This is a genomic window from Phycobacter azelaicus (assembly GCF_014884385.1).
In the GTDB taxonomy this organism is placed as follows: Bacteria; Pseudomonadota; Alphaproteobacteria; order Rhodobacterales; family Rhodobacteraceae; genus Phycobacter; species Phycobacter azelaicus.
Genome location: NZ_WKFH01000003.1, coordinates 1,353,967 through 1,370,729 on the forward strand (window position 1 = coordinate 1,353,967; position 16,763 = coordinate 1,370,729).

Here is a 16,763-nt window from a genome sequence, read left to right on the forward strand (position 1 = left end):
GAGCGCGACATGGACGAGACACCACAGACCGAACCGCGCCAAAGTTGGACTTTTTCCAACGAGATCAACGCTGAGATCCGTCGGGCGGCCGCGACAGGTATCTAAGATTCGCGGCGGCGGCGCCAAACGTAGGGTGCCGCATTTCGATGACCTTCTGTTCCTGGGCGCGTCGGTTAGCCGCTATCCGCTCGAAGGGTATCGCGAGAAGTGCGAAACTGCGGTGACGCTTGGAACCCGCTTTGCCAAGAAGCCGATTGAATTGAAAATCCCAGTTACCATCGCGGGCATGTCCTTTGGCGCACTCTCCGGCAACGCCAAAGAGGCGCTGGGACGGGGCGCCACCATGGCGGGCACCTCGACCACCACCGGGGATGGCGGTATGACCGAAGAAGAGCGCGGCCATTCCGAAAAGCTGGTCTATCAATATCTGCCCAGCCGTTACGGCATGAACCCCGACGATCTGCGCCGTGCTGACGCGATTGAAGTCGTTGTGGGACAGGGCGCCAAGCCTGGCGGCGGCGGCATGCTTTTGGGCCAGAAAATCACTGAACGCGTTGCCGGAATGCGCGACTTGCCGGAAGGGATTGACCAGCGTTCGGCCTGTCGCCACCCGGATTGGACCGGGCCGGATGATCTTGAGATCAAGATCCTAGAGCTGCGGGAGATCACCAATTGGGAAAAGCCGATCTACGTCAAGATCGGCGGCGCCCGCCCCTATTATGACACGGCCCTTGCGGTCAAGGCGGGCGCGGATGTTGTTGTACTCGATGGGATGCAGGGCGGCACGGCCGCCACGCAGGATGTCTTCATCGAACATGTGGGCCAGCCGACGCTGGCCTGTATCCGCCCGGCTGTGCAGGCGCTGCAGGATCTTGGGCTTCACCGTGAGGTGCAGTTGGTCGTCTCTGGCGGGATCCGCACTGGCGCGGATGTGGCCAAGGCGCTGGCGCTTGGCGCCGATGCAGTGGCGATTGGCACGGCAGCGCTGGTGGCGATCGGTGACAATGATCCGAAGTGGGAAGCAGAATATCAGAAGCTTGGCACCACAACGGGCGCTTATGACGACTGGCATGAAGGGCGCGACCCTGCCGGGATCACCACGCAGGACCCAGAACTGATGGCGCGTCTTGACCCCGAGGCCGCCGGTCGGCGTCTGCGCAACTATCTGAATGTGCTGACGCTTGAATGTCAGACGCTGGCGCGGGCCTGTGGTCATAACCACATTCACAATCTCGAACCAGAAGACCTATGCGCCCTCACCATGGAGGCCGCCGCCATGGCCAGGTGCCCCTCGCGGGGACCAACTGGTACCCGGGTAAGCCCGGCTTTTAAGCCGGATCGACAGAGGGGCCAGCGGCCCCTCTCTCAATATCTGGACAAGCAACAGGGAACAAAACGATGAGCAAACTTGCCAAATTCGCCGCAGACAAGGGCGTCAAATATTTCATGATCTCCTATACCGATCTGTTCGGTGGCCAGCGCGCCAAACTGGTGCCCGCCGCAGCCATTGCGGATATGGAGGAAGAAGGCGCAGGCTTTGCCGGTTTTGCGACCTGGTTTGACATGTCACCCGCGCACCCGGATATGCTCGCCGTTCCGGACCCGGATGCGGTTATCCAGCTGCCCTGGAAGCCCGAGGTCGCCTGGGTACCCGCAGACTGTGTGATGGAGGGCACCCCGGTTGAACAGGCCCCGCGCAACGTATTGAAAAAGCTGATCAAAGAGGCGACAGATGCCGGGCTGCGCGTCAAGACCGGCATCGAAGCCGAGTTCTTTCTGCTGTCACCTGAGGGCGACAAGATCTCGGACCCATATGATACCGCGGAAAAGCCCTGCTACGATCAGCAGGCGGTCATGCGGCGCTATGATGTGATCGCAGAGATCTGCGATTACATGCTCGAGCTTGGCTGGGGCCCCTATCAGAACGACCACGAAGACGCCAATGGCCAGTTCGAGATGAACTGGGAGTTTGACGATGCGCTGGTGACGGCGGACCGGCACTCCTTTTTTAAATTCATGGTGAAATCGGTCGCCGAAAAGCACGGGCTCAGGGCGACCTTCATGCCCAAACCTGTCGAAGGACTGACCGGCAACGGCTGCCACGCACATATCTCGGTCTGGGATCTGGACGGCAAGACCAACGCCTTTGCCGGAGATGCGGGCGGTCAGATCGGTGAGGTCGGCCTGTCAGAGCAGGGCGGTTACTTTCTTGGCGGAATCATGTCTCATGCCGAAGCGTTGGCGGCAATCACCAACCCAACGGTCAACAGCTACAAGCGGATCAATGCGCCCAGCACCATGTCCGGTGCTACCTGGGCGCCCAATACGGTAACTTGGACCGGCAACAACCGCACTCATATGGTCCGCGTTCCCGGTCCCGGCCGTTTCGAGCTGCGCCTGCCCGACGGGGCGGTGAACCCCTATCTGCTGCAGGCTGTTATCATCGCGGCTGGCCTGTCCGGCATCCGGGCCAAAGCCGATCCGGGCAAGCGCTATGACATTGACATGTATGCCGAGGGGCATCTCATCACCGATGCGCCGAAGCTGCCGCTCAATATGCTCGACGCGATCCGCAACTTCGATGCGGATGAGGCACTGAAAAAAATGATGGGTACCGGCTTTTCCGCGTCCTACGTCAAGATGAAGCAGCAGGAATGGAACAGCTTCGTCTCACACTTTTCGCGCTGGGAAAAAGACAACACGCTGGACATCTAACGGCTAGCAGGTTTCGTCCAGACCACTCTGCAACATGACTGTCCCGAGAACGCCGGATGCGGTGCAGGGCATTTATGTCTGCTCTTCAATCACCTTGCGCGCTGCGCGGAAACACTCAAGTGCTTGCGGCACGCCGCAATAGATGCCGATGACATGAATGATGGCGCGGATTTCATCCTGTGTGACACCGTTGTTGATTGCGCCGCGGCAATGCAGCTCCCATTCATGCATCTTGCCCAAAGCACCAATCATCGAGAGGTTCATCATCGAGCGGGTCTTGGCGTCAATCACGTCATCACCCCAGCCAAAGCCCCAGCACCAGGCGGTCATGGCTTCTTGAAAGGGGCGCGTAAAGTCGTCGGCGGCGGCAAGGTTACGCTCCACATATTCGGCGCCAAGGGTGGCTTTTCGCTGCTCGAGGCCCTTGAGGAAAAGATCTTCGTCAAAACTGCTCATTTGTCTGCTTCCTCTTTCATGTCAGGGCAAAGCCCTTTGGTAGCAAAGGTCCAGGCGCGGGCCGGGTGAAGTGCGGGCGGTCCGATCTGACGACTCATCAAGGGGTAACTTTCTCTTCGGCGAGCATTTTTGCTGCGACCGCTTTTGCATCCGTCAGGTGGCGCTCAACAGCCGCCCGCGCCGCTACTGGATCACGACTGATGATGGCATCGCAGATCTTGTGCATGTGCACGGGGCCAAGGGCCTCGCGATCAGAGCTGGCCAGCGTCATGATGCGAAGCCGGGAAATCCGACCATTCAAGCGCTGCACCACTTCCCATGCGATGGTATGTCCCGCACCCGCAAAGATGATGCTGTAGAATTTGGTGGTGGCCTTGAACAGGGCGCCTGGCGTCTGATCTTTGGCAGCGCCTTGCAGGTCTCGCAGGGCGGTCGCGAGTTGGCGTTGCTGATCCGCTGTCATATTGATGGCGCAGTCCGCCGCCGCCGCCGTTTCGAGCTGAAGCCGGATGTCATAGATCTGCCGGGCGTCGTCCCAGGTCAGGTGGGAGACGCGCGGACCCACGTTCGCCTGATGCTCGACCAGTCCCTCGGCATCCAGATAGCGCAGTGTTTCGCGCACCACCGTGCGGCTCACCCCAAGCTGTTCACATAAAACACGCTCCACCAGCCGTTCACCGGGCTTGAAGGTTCCATCGATGATCGCATCGCGAAGACGCTCCAGCACCACATCGCGCAGCGTTGTCGGCTGAAGGTCGATCTTTTGAAGGCCCTGATTCTGCATGCTCGGACGCTACCAGCCGTCAGGTTGCACGACAAGCTTGATTGTAGGATTGTATTACGGTACGCCATATTCAAGTCATATACGAAGCTGATAGGAAACTGATATGCCAGCCAAGATCCGCAAGACGCTGTTGCATGTGGAAGAAACGCATATCGAGGGCGGTAAAGAGGCCGCTGTTCCGCTCAAGATGATCGCTGCCGTGGCGGTGATCGCCAATCCCTGGGCGGGGCGGGGGTTCGTCGAAGACCTGGCCCCCGAGATCGCCGATTGCGCGCCGGGCCTTGGGAAAATGTTGACCGGCATGATCCTTGATGCCGCAGGCGGCGGCGACAAGGTGGAAGGTTATGGAAAATCTGCCATCGTGGGCGTCAACGGCGAGGTAGAGCACGCCTCGGCGCTGATTCACACCCTACGCTTTGGCAACCATTACCGCGAAGCCGTCGGGGCCAAGTCCTATCTGGCCTTTTGCAACACACGTGGCCCCGCCAATGCGCCGCTGATGATCCCGCTGATGGACAAGAATGATGGGGGCCGCCGCAGCCACTATCTGACCATCCAGCTGTCTGTTGCGGATGCGCCTGCTGCGGACGAGATCGTCATCGCCCTTGGTGCTTCGATCGGCGGGCGCCCGCATCACCGCATCGGCGACCGCTATCAGGATCTCAAGGAACTTGGCCATGATGTTGACAACCCTGCCGCCGTCTGAGCAGTCCGGACCCATAGGCTACCGCGCGGCAGGCACGGGCGCACCTCTGGTTCTGCTGCATGGTGTGGGTATGCAATCCGCAGCCTGGGCGCCACAACTTGCGGCTCTTTCATCCTCACATCGCGTGATTGCACTGGATTTGCCGGGACATGGCATCAGTTCGCCTCTGCCCGCAAGTTCTGAGTTGCCGGATTTTGTGGTCTGGGCTGCCGAGGCGATAGGAGCGCTTGGGTTTGATCGGGTCAGCCTTGCGGGACATTCGATGGGTGCGCTTGTTGCGGCTGGCCTTTCGGTGAGCCGACCGGATCTTGTCGAACGGGTCGCACTGCTGAATGGGGTTTTCCGCCGGGATGCTGCTGCCCGCGATGCGGTAAAAGCCCGTGCGGCGCAGATCGGTACAGGCACCTTCGATGTTGAAACGCCTCTTGATCGATGGTTCGGAGCAGGATCCGAAAGTTGTGGTATCCGTGCCAGCGTTGCAGCATGGCTGAGAGCCGTGGATCTGGGCGGTTATGCTACGGCCTATTCCGCCTTTGCGTGTGGCGATGACTGCTATGCCGATGGCTTTGGCAGAATCCGATGCCCTTTGCTGGCGCTGACCGGCGATCTCGATCTGAACTCCACTCCCGCCATGTCTCATGCAATGGCTGCAGCCGCCCCGATGGGGCAGGCTGTGATTGTCGAAGGACACGGCCATATGGTGAACCTGACCGCGCCCGAAAAGGTCAACGCCGCGCTCGCAGATTGGCTTGAGACCTGCTCCAAACTTGAGACCTGCTCCAAAAGGGAGAACGTTGCATGTCAGCCATAGATCCGCAGGCCCTGCGCCGCGCCTTTGGGGCCTTCATGACCGGGGTGACGGTTGTCACCAGCCGCGACAAGGACGGTCAGCCCTTGGGCTTTACCGCCAATTCCTTCACCTCCGTTTCGCTTGACCCACCGCTGGTGCTGGTTTGTCTTGCCAATACCTCGACCAACTGGAGGGCGTTCACCGAAGGTTCGGGTTTTGCAGTCAACGTTCTGTCAGAGTCGCAAAAAGACATCTCCAACATCTTTGCACGCCCTTCTGACAACCGCTTTGAGCATGTTGCGTGGCACAAAGGGCCGCACGGCGCGCCGGTGCTGGAGGGGGTCTCTGCCTGGTTCGATTGTTCCATGCACAAGGTCGTGCCTGCCGGGGATCACGCCATCATGATTGGTGAGGTCCGCGCTTTTGACACGGGTCCGGCGCCGGGTCTGGGATATGTGCGGGGAGCCTATGTCACCCCGGCGACCGAGGCAAAGGCTCTGGACCGTCGCACCGGCATCATGGTCTCGGCCCTGATCAAGCAAGGCAACTCGGTTCTGTTGGTCGATCACCGCGACGGCAGTCTCACCCTGCCCGAAGCACAGGTCGGGGACGATGGTGTCACCGCCACGCTGAACCGATTGCTGGAGCGCACCGGGCTGACGACCGAGGCCGGGTTCATCTACGCGGTCTACGAGGATACCCACCGTGGATGCCAGCACATCACCTTCTTGTGTGAAGCCGAGGAAGGAATGCCGCGCACCGGCGCCTTTGTGCCACCGACCAATTCGAGCCTGATGGATCTTGCCGACCCGGCCATGGTTGCGATGCTGGCGCGTTTTGCCGAAGAAATGCAGCTCGGAAGTTTTGGTGTCTATTGCGGAAACGAACGCAGCGGGCAGGTGCGTGAAATCAATATGGGGGCGCTGTGACATGAAATTTTCGCTGTTCGCGCATATGGAGCGGATCTCGGAGAGCCAGGATCAAAGGCAGCTCTACAAGGAGTTCGTTGAACTCTGCCAGATCGCCGATAAGGGCGGCATGCACGCGGTTTGGACCGGCGAACATCATGGCATGAATTTCACCATCGCGCCGAACCCGTTCTTGAACCTGGTTGATCTGGCCCGTCAGACCAAGAACGTGCGCCTTGGCACCGGAACGGTGATTGCGCCCTTCTGGCACCCGATCCGGCTTGCTGGTGAAGCCGCCATGGTGGATATTATGACTGATGGGCGGCTTGAGTTGGGCATCGCGCGCGGTGCCTACAGTTTTGAATACGAGCGCCTGCGCCCTGGTATGGACGCCTGGGAAGCCGGTCAGCGCATGCGAGAGCTGGTCCCTGCCGTGAAAGGGCTGTGGAAGGGCGACCACGTGCTGGAGGGGGAGTTCAACTCCTACCCGGCAACCACTTCGGCGCCGTTGCCACTGCAACAGGACGGTCCGCCCATCTGGGTCGCGGCTCGCGATCCGAACAGCCATGAATTTGCCATTGCCAACGATTGCAACGTTCAGGTCACGCCATTGTGGAAGGGCGATGATGAGGTGCGCCATCTGGCGGACACTTTTGACGCCGCCTGTGCCAAACTCCCAAACAAGCCAAGGCCCAAGCTGATGCTGTTGATGCACACCTATGTGGCGGAGGGAGAAAGCGACGCGCAGCAGGCCGCCGAAGAGTTGAACCGGTTCTACAATTATTTCGGAGCCTGGTTCATGAACAAGCGCGAGATCAGGCAAGGTCTGATCAAGGAGCTGACGGACGAAGAAATCGCGGCGCACCCGTTTTATTCCCCGGAGGCCATGTCCCGCGATCTCGTCATCGGTGCCCCGCAAGCGGTGATCGACCGTATCAAATCCTACGAGGCGATGGGCTATGATGAATATGCCTTCTGGATCGACTCCGGCATGAGCTTTGAGCGCAAGAAAGCCTCGCTTGAACGCTTCATTTCGGATGTGATGCCAGCATTTGCATGAGGGATGCCATGGACCGCTTTCAGCACTATATCGACGGCGCATTCGAAGATGGGAGTGCGGGTTTCGAGAGCCTTGATCCGGCCACGGGCCAGCCTTGGGCAGTCATGCCGGAGGCCAGCGCGTCAGACGTGGACCGCGCCGTTCGCGCAGCGGACCGGGCCTTTTGTGCGCCAGACTGGGCGGGCTTGACGGCAACCCAGCGCGGCAAGCTTCTTTATCGGCTCGCAGATCTGGTGCAGGAGGCGGCGCCGCGCCTTGCTGCGCTGGAAACCCGGGACACGGGCAAGATCATTCGTGAAACCTCGGCCCAGATCGCCTATGTCGCCGACTACTATCGCTACTATGCTGGTCTTGCGGACAAGATTGAAGGCGCGCACCTGCCCATCGACAAGCCCGACATGGAGGTCTGGCTGCGACGGGAACCTGTCGGCGTGGTGGCCGCCATCGTACCCTGGAACAGCCAGCTGTTCCTGTCCGCCGTCAAGCTGGGCCCCGCGCTGGCAGCCGGTTGCACCGTGGTCCTGAAGGCAAGCGAGGATGGCCCTGCTCCGCTTCTTGAATTCGCGCGGCTCGTGGATCAGGCGGGCTTTGCCCCTGGTGTTGTCAACATCCTCACCGGCGGCCCCGAGGCGGGCAAAACCCTGACGGCGCATCCCCTGGTGGCGCATGTGGCTTTTACCGGCGGGCCGGAAACAGCACGACATATCGTGCGCGCCAGCGCAGACAATCTCGCCAAAACCTCGCTCGAACTCGGGGGGAAATCTCCCTTTATCGTCTTTGAGGATGCCGACATTGATAGCGCGGTGAATGCGCAGGTCGCAGGGATTTTTGCGGCTACCGGTCAAAGCTGTGTTGCCGGTTCGCGTCTTCTGGTTCATCGCTCTGTCCGCGACGCATTCATTGCTCAGCTCAAAGCCAAGGCCAAAGCCGTGCGTATCGGCGCACCGGATGACATGGAAACCGAGGTCGGACCGCTGTGCTCGTTGCGTCAACGTCAGCGCATCGAAGGCGTCATTGCGCAGTCGCTCGATGCGGGTGCCAAATTGGTGACAGGTGGACAAGCGCCCAATTCAGAAGGGTTCTTCTTTCCGCCAACAATCCTTGATTGCAGTGACGCGCCAGCTGCGCCCTGCATCACCGAAGAGCTGTTTGGCCCGGTCTTGTCGGTTCTGGCGTTTGACACCGAAGATGAGGCAATCGCCCTGGCGAATGCGACGCCCTATGGGCTTGCCTCAGGTGTTTTTACTCGCGACCTTGCGCGAGCGCATCGGATGATCCGCGCCATCCGGGCCGGGATCGTATGGATCAACACGTACCGCGCCGTCTCTCCCATTGCTCCATTCGGAGGACACGGTCTGTCGGGCCATGGGCGCGAAGGCGGCCTTGCGGCGGCCCTCGACTACACGACGTTGAAAGCTGTGTGGCTTCGCACCTCGGATGATCCGATCCCGGATCCCTTTGTCATGCGATAAACGCGTAACAGGGCGACTGGCCAAATCACCTTCAGATGAAAAGACAGAGCCGCCCCAAGAGCTGGGGCGGCCGTAGGGATCATGGGTCGATCATAGCTTAGTCGGTGGACCAGCCGCCAACGGCTTTCACTTCGAGGAAGTCCTCGATCCCGAAGATACCACCTTCGCGGCCGTTGCCCGACTGTTTCATGCCGCCAAAGGGAGATCCCGCAGAGCGGGACTGGCCGTTCATCTCCACCATGCCCGAGCGCAGTACGCGGGCCATGCGGTTGGCCTTTTCACCGTCCTGTGTCTGTACGTAGTTGGTCAGACCATAGGGCGTGTCATTGGCGATCTCGACAGCTTCTTCTTCGGTCTCGAAGGGGATGATCGACAGGACCGGGCCAAAGATCTCTTCGCGGGCGATGGTCATCTGGTTGTTCACATCGGCAAAGACGGTGGGTTTGACATAGAAGCCCTTGTTGAAGCCTTCGGGGCGACCGGTGCCACCGGCAACAAGGCGGGCGCCTTCGTCGATGCCTTTCTGGATCAGGTCCTGAATCTTGTTCCACTGAGTTTCATTCACAACTGGGCCGATGTGGCGGCCTTCTTCCGACGCCGGGCCGACGGTGACCTTGGAGGCAACCTCGGCGGCGGTGGCGACGGCCTGATCGTAGATGCCTTTTTGTACTAGCATACGCGAGGGTGCGTTACAGCTTTGCCCGGTGTTGTTCATCATGTGAAGAACGCCGCGCTTGACGGCCTTTTCGTCTGCATCGTCAAAGATCACATTGGCGCCTTTGCCGCCCAGCTCCAGATGGACCTTCTTCAGGGTATCGGCCGCCGCCTTGGAGATCGCGGTGCCTGCGCGGGTCGAGCCGGTGAAGGACACCATGTCGACATTCGGGTGCGCCGACAGCTGCGAGCCGACGCCGACACCATCGCCATTCACGAGGTTGAAGACACCGGCGGGGAAGCCTGCCTCGTCCATCATCTCGGCAAAGATCATCGCATCAAGCGGGCTTTCCTCGGAGGGCTTCAGAACCATGCTGCAGCCCGCGATGGCCGCCGCGCCCACCTTCAGAGTGATCTGGTTCATCGGCCAGTTCCAAGGCGTGATCAGGGCAGCAACGCCAACGGCTTCGTAGATGATGCGATCGTTCTGGAAGCGATCGCTCAGGGGGCGCTCGAATTCAAAGGCCTTGGCGGCGCGCACGAAGTTCTTGAGATGGTAGATACCGGCGCCGACCTGTTGCGTGCGAGACATTTCGATCGGGGCGCCCATTTCGGTGGACATGGCCTGCGCCAGATCCTCACCTCGGGTCTGGTAGACTTCAATCAGCTTTTCCACCAGCGCGATCCGCTCTTCCACCGGAGTTGCCATCCAGCCGGGCAGCGCGGCCTTGGCGGCTGCAACGGCGGCATTGGTGTCCGCCTCGCTGCCGAGGGAAATCACCGCGCAGGGCTCTTCGGTGGAAGGATCGATGACCAGGTGGTCCTTTGCAGCCGAAGGGGCAACCCATTGGCCGTTGATGTAAAAGTCGCGTTTCTCGATCATGTCCGGATCTCCCAAAAATCAGACGTTTCGCCGGATCCTTGCCGACGTATTCGCCCGCCACTGTGTCACCGCATTGACCCATGGGCAAGACCAGAGGTGAAAAATTTGATCAAATTATTCCCTCCGTATCTCCGGTCCGAAAACACAGTTTTCCCTTTTTGTCGCAGGTGATTGGCGGTTTTGTGCTGGTGTTGACGCATGAGGGGTTTAACCTGCGCCGCGAGTGATTACCTTGCGTAGCAAGATACGTATCAAAAACAGAATATGACTGACGATAGGAGACCTCCATGGGTTTGCGCATCAACGATGTGGTTCCGAATTTCACCGCAGAGACCGATCAGGGCACCGTCACCTTCCATGACTGGATCGGGGACAGCTGGGCGATCCTGTTTTCCCACCCCAAGGATTTCACCCCGGTCTGCACCACCGAGTTCGGCGCCGTGGCGCAGCTGGCCGAGGAATGGGAGAAGCGCAACACCAAGGTGATCGGTGTCTCCGTTGACGGTGTCGAGGATCATAAGAAGTGGAAGGGCGACATCGAAAGCTATTCCAAGGCCTCTGCCGGTTTCCCGATCATCGCGGACGAAGGGCTGGCAGTCTCCAAGGCTTTTGACATGCTGCCTGCCGAAGCCTACCTGCCCGATGGCCGTACACCTGCCGACAGCGCCACCGTGCGCTCGGTCTTCATCATCGGCCCGGACAAGCAGCTGAAACTGTCGATGACCTATCCGATGTCGGTGGGCCGTAACTTTGCCGAGATCCTGCGCGCGCTGGACGGTCTGCAGATGGCGACCGGCAACGGCGTTGCGACGCCTGCCAACTGGGTGCCGGGTGAAGACGTGATCATCCCGCCGACCGTGTCGAACGAAGACGCCAAGGCCAAGTTCGGCGAGTTCGAGACCATCTTCCCCTACCTGCGTAAAACCAAGGCGCCGGAATAAGTCGGAAGCCAATTCGAAGTTCAGCAAGGGGGCCGTTTGGCCCCTTTGTCATTTCGCGGATTTCTCTTCGGGTGCGGTGTGAAGCACGATATTGAACCCCTCCTGCGGCGTGGGCAGCATGAAGTGTTTCGAGAACTGGTGAAACTGCTCTTCGGTGGCCGAAAATGGGTGCTCGCCACTGGTATTGCGCGCACGCAGGCGGGCGAGGCAGACATCATCGGGCACCTCTATCACATGAAGCTGATGGGCCGCGCTGGTCTGGCCCAAAAGTCCGCGTAGCCACTGGCGCTGCTCGATTGTGTTGGCAGAGAAATCCAGCACCACGGAGAGACCGGTGTTCAAGAGTTCAACGACATGGGGCGCGATGGCCGCATGCAGCCTGGCCGTGCAGCGCAGGTAGTCAGCTCCTGAGGTGATCTCGCCGGGAAACAGCGTGCTGAGCCATACATCCTCTGCAATCAGAACTGCCTCGTCTTGCTGTTTCAAGCGCTGGGCCAGAGTGGATTTTCCAGAGGCGATCTTGCCGCACAGCATGTGAAGCACGGGATGGTATTGGGGCATTTTTGAAAACCATGTGAAGCGCAGAAGGTGCAAGGTTTGGCGCGCTGTGATTGTTCAGAGTTCGACCACCCGGCCCGACGATCAGGCCGGGATGTTAATTCGGACAAGGAGCCGAGGGGCAATATGCTGAACCGAAGCTTTCATGCCATGATGCCTTGCACAGCGATGCTCAGAAGTCCAGCGGTCACGCTGTTTGCGGACGGGCCGATACATGCGCGCGGTAGAGCGCACGCTTGAACTCACGCGAGAGCTTATTGCCGCTTTTACGTTTCTGGATGGTGGATCCACCCAGTTCATCGGTCAGTTCGCTCACGCCATTGGGCAGGATGGTTTGTATTCTTTGGCCGTGGATCCAGTGCATTTGCAGGAAGGTGTCCACGGGACGGTCGATGGTGGTACTGGCGGCCAACAGATTTTCTGCCGCATTTCGCCCCACCACCTGTGCCACGGTTTGCAGGCCTATCACGCGGGGAAGAAACAGCTTGGCCGCGCCATTTTGATCAATGATCGCTGCTGGGCTTTCCCGGCGTTTGGCTGGCAGCCGGATGAAACTGTCCGTATCGGCGTGGGTCTCGATCAGGGATAATGTGGCCTGCCATTCAGCTTGTTGCAGTGCCAGATCGTCTTCCACAATCAGCGCATAGTCCCAGCCCTTATCGACGATCCGTTGCCAGCAGGCGCGATGAGACAAAAAGCACCCGACCTCACCCGGTGATAGGGGGAACGGGTAGCTTGGCGCATGAAGGTCGCCCTTACGCAGAGGGAAAATATTATGCGCGACGGCCTCGCGGCCATTTACGGCCTCAGTCACCTCTGCATTCGGCAGGCTGTACAGCAGATGCTCTACATTGGCCGCCCGTTTGCTGCTGCCGGACATATGGATGATCAACGAATGCATGAGAAAAACCTCTAAACCGCTTTGCTCACTTAAGAAAGCTTGCCTTTGTCCCAAGGCCTGATTGACTTGACGGGTGGCGGACATACAGTCGCCCTATGCGTGTTGAGGTTGTTCTTTCTTCTCTTTCGATTCTTCTCACGGCCGTTGCATTACTGGTCTCCGGATTGCAGGATCTATTGTTGGTGAGCATTCCCTGTATGCTGGCCAGTCTGATCCTTTTGGTTCGGGCTCGCTCTTCCAGGCGGCGTGTATCTGGCAGACAGCAGACCGTTTTGTTGGATGGTTCCAACGTCATGCATTGGAAAGACGGCGTTCCGCAGCTCGAGACGGTTCGGAAGGTACTGTCCTGCCTGCAAAGAAATGGGTACTCGCCCGGCGTGATCTTTGATGCAAATGCCGGGTATCTGATATCCGGCAGTTACATGCACGATGGCCATCTTGCCAAGGCGCTGGGCCTGCCGCGTGACCGGGTCATGGTGGTGCCGAAAGGAACGCCTGCCGATCCGGCAATCCTGATGGCGGCCCGGGATCTGGGCGCGCGCATCGTGAGCAATGACCGGTATCGTGACTGGGAGGTGGACCATCCCGAAATCAGCCAGCCGGGCTATCTGATACGAGGTGCTTTTCGGGGCGGGCAGGTGTCTCTCGATTTGTGAGGGGCTCTTCACAATGAAAAAGACCCCGCCGTTGCCAGCGGGGCCTTTCCGATTTCAGAATGCGGCTGCAGATCAGTCCGCGGCTTCTTCTTTCTTTTCAGGTGCGGCGGGTTCGCCGGTTTCCTGATCGACAACTTTCATCGACAGGCGCACCTTGCCACGATCGTCAAAGCCCAGAAGCTTGACCCAGACCTCCTGACCTTCCTTCAGAACGTCCGAAGGATGGTTCAGGCGACGGTTCTCGATCTGGCTGACGTGCACCAGGCCGTCGCGCTTTCCGAAGAAGTTCACGAAGGCGCCGAAATCGACGATCTTTACCACCTTGCCTTTGTAGATCGCGCCTTCTTCCGGCTCTGCCACGATCGCGTGGATCATGTCATAGGCCTTCTGGATGGCGTCACCGTTGGACGAGGCGATCTTGATCACGCCATCATCGTTGATGTCGACCTTGGCACCCGAGGTTTCCACGATTTCGCGGATGACCTTGCCGCCCGAGCCGATCACTTCACGGATCTTGTCGGTGGGGATGTTCATGGTCTCGATACGCGGTGCATGCGCCGAGAAGCCCTTGGCTTCGGTCAGAGCCTTGCCCATCTCACCGAGGATGTGAAGACGGCCTGCCTTGGCTTGCTCCAGGGCCTTTTCCATGATTTCGGGCGTGATGCCTGCAACCTTGATGTCCATCTGAAGCGAGGTGATGCCGTTCTCGGTACCAGCCACCTTGAAATCCATGTCGCCAAGGTGGTCTTCGTCACCCAGAATGTCCGACAGGATCGCGTAGGAGCCGTCGTCTTCGAGGATCAGACCCATGGCCACACCGGCCACTGGCGCTTTCAGGGGAACACCTGCATCCATCATCGACAAGGAGCCACCACAGACCGACGCCATCGAGGAGGAACCATTCGATTCGGTGATCTCGGACACCACGCGGATGGTGTAGGGGAAGTCGGTTGCCGCGGGCAGAACCGCCTGCAGCGCGCGCCATGCCAGCTTGCCGTGGCCGATTTCGCGGCGACCGGGCGAACCTACGCGGCCCACTTCACCAACCGAGTAGGGTGGGAAGTTGTAGTGCAGCAGGAAGTTCGATTTGAAGTTGCCGTGCAGCGCGTCGATGAACTGCTCGTCATCGCCGGTGCCCAGCGTGGTCACGACCAGACCCTGGGTTTCACCACGGGTGAACAGCGCAGACCCGTGGGTGCGCGGCAAAAAGCCGGTTTCGCAGACGATGTCGCGGATCTCGTCGGTCTTGCGGCCGTCGATACGCTTGCCAGTTTTCACCACGTCGCCGCGCAGGATGCTGGCCTCGAGCTTTTTCAGGGCAGAGCCGAGGTTCTCGTCCTCAAGCTGCTCGTCGCTGAGCGCTTCCTTGATCGCGTCGCGTGCGGCAGCAACGGCGGCGGTGCGCTCCTGCTTGTCGGTGATCGCGAAGGCGGCGCGCATCTGCTCTTCACCGGCGGCTTTGACGGCTGCATAGAGATCGGAGTAGTCCGGCGCGGCAAAGTCGAAGGGCTCTTTCGCGGCTTCTTCGGCCAGCGAGACGATCAGGTCGATCACCGGCTGGATCTGCTCGTGCGCAAAGTTCACGGCGCCCAGCATTTCAGCTTCGGTCAGCTCGTAAGCTTCGGATTCCACCATCATCACGGCGTTCTTGGTACCTGCGACAACCAGGTCGAGGCGCTGCTCGGGGTTGAGGCGCAGGTCCTGCATGTCGTCGACGGTCGGGTTCAGAACGTATTCGCCATCCTCGAACCCAACGCGGGCACCAGCGATCGGGCCCATGAAGGGCGCGCCGGAAATGGTCAGCGCGGCAGAGGCCGCGATCATCGCGACGATGTCGGGGTCATTGACCAGATCGTGGCTCAGCACGGTGCACATCACCAGGACTTCGTTCTTGAAGCCGGGGACGAACAGCGGGCGGATCGGACGGTCGATCAGACGCGCAGTGAGGGTTTCCTTCTCGGTGGGGCGGGCCTCACGCTTGAAGAAGCCACCGGGGACCTTGCCTGCGGCGTAATATTTTTCCTGGTAGTGAACGGTCAGGGGAAAGAAGTCCTGGCCGGGCTTTTGCTGCTTGGCAAAGGTGACGTTTGCCATAACCGAGGTTTCGCCGAGGGTGGCAATCACTGTGCCGTCTGCCTGGCGGGCAACCTTGCCGGTTTCCAGTGTGAGCGTTTCCTCGCCCCACTGCATCGATTTCTTCGTAACGTTGAACATATCAGCATCCTAAGTGGGAGCTCTCCCAGGCGTATCCCGGGTCTCCCGTTGTCATGGCGGCCCCATTGCCGCCGGCCCCCTCCATCTTTCTTTCGAGCGCCGGGGCCATGGCGCAACGTCTCAGATGCCCGGCCCTTACATCACTTTGGGCCGGATTGAAAGGAAAAGCGCCGCAAGCGGCTGAGATAAAGGAGGGTTTGGTCTATGCGGGCCTGTACCTACCGGTCACAGATCTGCCGGTCCCGGGCGAGCATGGCCGCCTCTACGGCTGCCAGCCGCGCCGTTGCCTCGGCGTCTGAACCGCCACGTTGCTTAACCTTCTGCCAGATGGCACGACAAGAGCGCGGCGACCAGGGCAATGCCGCGTCCTGCATCCAGGCCCGAAGGTCGGGTGGCAAGCGATCATAGGCCGCCATCGGATCCTCAGAGCGTTTCCGGATGGGCAGGCTGGTTGTACCAAGATTGCGGCGATGCAAGCGGGGCATGAGAGTTCCATTGGACGGCGTTTCGAAGACATGTAATAACATATCATACTATGCTGGCAACACATCTTAGTTTTTACAGATCAAGGTTTTATGATGCAGTAGGGCCGTCAACGCATCAGCAATCATTTGGTGTCAGGGCTTACTAATCGATTCTGAGAGAGATGCGTATGTCAAATAATGAAATGGTCGAACAAGTACAAAACGCCATTCGGGCTCATGGTGCTTGGAAACTCCGGCTGAAAACTGCGATTGCAACAGGCACCAGCACGCTGAGCGTGGATCAGGTTGCCAGGGATGATTGTTGCGACTTCGGGAAGTGGCTTTACTCCAATAAGATTACACCGACCACGAAGAACGGCGTACCTTATCAGGTCATCAAACGACTTCACAGCGAATTTCACCAGTGCGCTGGCAGCGTCCTGAAGGAAGCGACCACAGGAAAACGGGAAACCGCCACCCAACTCCTCGATGGATCATTCACCGACAAGAGCAACACACTGGTCAGAGCGCTTGGGAAATGGAAAGGCGAGCTTCAAGCCGGCCAGTAGGCGCCGCCTAACGGACAGCCGCTCCGGGACAG

The 16,763-nt window shown here is 59.5% G+C and carries 16 protein-coding genes and 1 pseudogene; 10 read left to right on the forward strand and 7 right to left on the reverse strand.

What is annotated here, in order from left to right; all coding sequences use genetic code 11:
- The first annotated feature begins 9 nt into the window (after positions 1 to 9).
- Together INS80_RS07470 and glnT are read left to right on the forward strand one after the other, a co-directional pair.
- Positions 10 to 1,332: pseudogene (locus tag INS80_RS07470) on the forward strand (FMN-binding glutamate synthase family protein).
- A 66-nt stretch (positions 1,333 to 1,398) separates the two neighbouring features.
- Positions 1,399 to 2,715 carry a type III glutamate--ammonia ligase gene (gene glnT / locus INS80_RS07475; protein ID WP_192965036.1) on the forward strand — a complete coding sequence of 439 codons (1,317 nt, stop codon included), beginning with the start codon at positions 1,399 to 1,401 and terminating at the stop codon, positions 2,713 to 2,715.
- A gap of 72 nt (positions 2,716 to 2,787) precedes the next feature.
- Here the strand turns inward: glnT and INS80_RS07480 are convergent, their stop codons facing one another.
- The gene (locus INS80_RS07480) at positions 2,788 to 3,171 is read right to left on the reverse strand and encodes a carboxymuconolactone decarboxylase family protein (protein ID WP_192965037.1); all 384 of its coding nucleotides are present in this window, start codon (positions 3,169 to 3,171) and stop codon (positions 2,788 to 2,790) included.
- Between the two features lie 97 nt (positions 3,172 to 3,268).
- On the reverse strand, positions 3,269 to 3,955 hold the full coding sequence (locus tag INS80_RS07485) for a GntR family transcriptional regulator (protein ID WP_192965038.1): 687 nt from the start codon (positions 3,953 to 3,955) through the stop codon (positions 3,269 to 3,271).
- A 103-nt stretch (positions 3,956 to 4,058) separates the two neighbouring features.
- On the opposite strand from INS80_RS07485, the gene INS80_RS07490 reads away from it, so the two are divergent.
- The 5 genes from INS80_RS07490 to INS80_RS07510 are packed head-to-tail and all read left to right on the forward strand — an operon-like array spanning position 4,059 to position 8,891.
- Positions 4,059 to 4,661, forward strand: a complete 603-nt coding sequence (locus tag INS80_RS07490; protein ID WP_192965039.1) for an amino acid synthesis family protein — start codon at positions 4,059 to 4,061, stop codon at positions 4,659 to 4,661.
- On the forward strand, positions 4,633 to 5,472 hold the full coding sequence (locus INS80_RS07495) for an alpha/beta fold hydrolase (RefSeq protein WP_192965040.1): 840 nt from the start codon (positions 4,633 to 4,635) through the stop codon (positions 5,470 to 5,472). The genes INS80_RS07490 and INS80_RS07495 overlap by 29 nt, the downstream gene beginning before the upstream one ends.
- Entirely contained in the window at positions 5,460 to 6,380 is a 921-nt protein-coding gene (locus INS80_RS07500) for a flavin reductase (protein ID WP_192965041.1), read from the forward strand. The genes INS80_RS07495 and INS80_RS07500 overlap by 13 nt, the downstream gene beginning before the upstream one ends.
- Position 6,381: 1 nt before the next feature.
- Entirely contained in the window at positions 6,382 to 7,419 is a 1,038-nt protein-coding gene (locus tag INS80_RS07505) for an LLM class flavin-dependent oxidoreductase (RefSeq protein ID WP_192965042.1), read from the forward strand.
- Positions 7,420 to 7,427: 8 nt separating this feature from the next.
- The gene (locus tag INS80_RS07510; RefSeq protein ID WP_192965043.1) at positions 7,428 to 8,891 is read left to right on the forward strand and encodes an aldehyde dehydrogenase; all 1,464 of its coding nucleotides are present in this window, start codon (positions 7,428 to 7,430) and stop codon (positions 8,889 to 8,891) included.
- Positions 8,892 to 8,988: 97 nt separating this feature from the next.
- On the opposite strand, the gene INS80_RS07515 is transcribed toward INS80_RS07510, so the two are convergent.
- Positions 8,989 to 10,428, reverse strand: a complete 1,440-nt coding sequence (locus INS80_RS07515; RefSeq protein ID WP_192965044.1) for an aldehyde dehydrogenase family protein — start codon at positions 10,426 to 10,428, stop codon at positions 8,989 to 8,991.
- A gap of 287 nt (positions 10,429 to 10,715) precedes the next feature.
- On the opposite strand from INS80_RS07515, the gene INS80_RS07525 reads away from it, so the two are divergent.
- Positions 10,716 to 11,369 carry a peroxiredoxin gene (locus tag INS80_RS07525; RefSeq protein ID WP_192965046.1) on the forward strand — a complete coding sequence of 218 codons (654 nt, stop codon included), beginning with the start codon at positions 10,716 to 10,718 and terminating at the stop codon, positions 11,367 to 11,369.
- A 48-nt stretch (positions 11,370 to 11,417) separates the two neighbouring features.
- On the opposite strand, the gene INS80_RS07530 is transcribed toward INS80_RS07525, so the two are convergent.
- On the reverse strand, positions 11,418 to 11,930 hold the full coding sequence (locus INS80_RS07530; protein ID WP_226892585.1) for a P-loop nucleotide/nucleoside kinase family protein: 513 nt from the start codon (positions 11,928 to 11,930) through the stop codon (positions 11,418 to 11,420).
- Positions 11,931 to 12,114: 184 nt separating this feature from the next.
- Positions 12,115 to 12,912 (reverse strand): glycosyltransferase family 25 protein, encoded by a 798-nt coding sequence (locus INS80_RS07535; protein ID WP_369411379.1) that lies wholly within the window; start codon positions 12,910 to 12,912, stop codon positions 12,115 to 12,117.
- A gap of 113 nt (positions 12,913 to 13,025) precedes the next feature.
- Between INS80_RS07535 and INS80_RS07540 the strand changes: the two genes are divergently transcribed.
- Positions 13,026 to 13,484 (forward strand): NYN domain-containing protein, encoded by a 459-nt coding sequence (locus INS80_RS07540; RefSeq protein WP_226892736.1) that lies wholly within the window; start codon positions 13,026 to 13,028, stop codon positions 13,482 to 13,484.
- 72 nt (positions 13,485 to 13,556) lie between these two features.
- Here INS80_RS07540 and pnp read toward each other — a convergent pair whose 3' ends face one another.
- The gene (gene pnp, locus INS80_RS07545) at positions 13,557 to 15,698 is read right to left on the reverse strand and encodes a polyribonucleotide nucleotidyltransferase (RefSeq protein ID WP_192965048.1); all 2,142 of its coding nucleotides are present in this window, start codon (positions 15,696 to 15,698) and stop codon (positions 13,557 to 13,559) included.
- A 218-nt stretch (positions 15,699 to 15,916) separates the two neighbouring features.
- The gene (locus tag INS80_RS07550) at positions 15,917 to 16,183 is read right to left on the reverse strand and encodes a DUF6525 family protein (RefSeq protein WP_192965049.1); all 267 of its coding nucleotides are present in this window, start codon (positions 16,181 to 16,183) and stop codon (positions 15,917 to 15,919) included.
- Positions 16,184 to 16,350: 167 nt separating this feature from the next.
- On the opposite strand from INS80_RS07550, the gene INS80_RS07555 reads away from it, so the two are divergent.
- A complete protein-coding gene (locus INS80_RS07555) occupies positions 16,351 to 16,731 on the forward strand; it encodes a CZB domain-containing protein (RefSeq protein WP_192965050.1) in 381 nt (126 codons plus the stop codon).
- Positions 16,732 to 16,763: the final 32 nt, after the last annotated feature.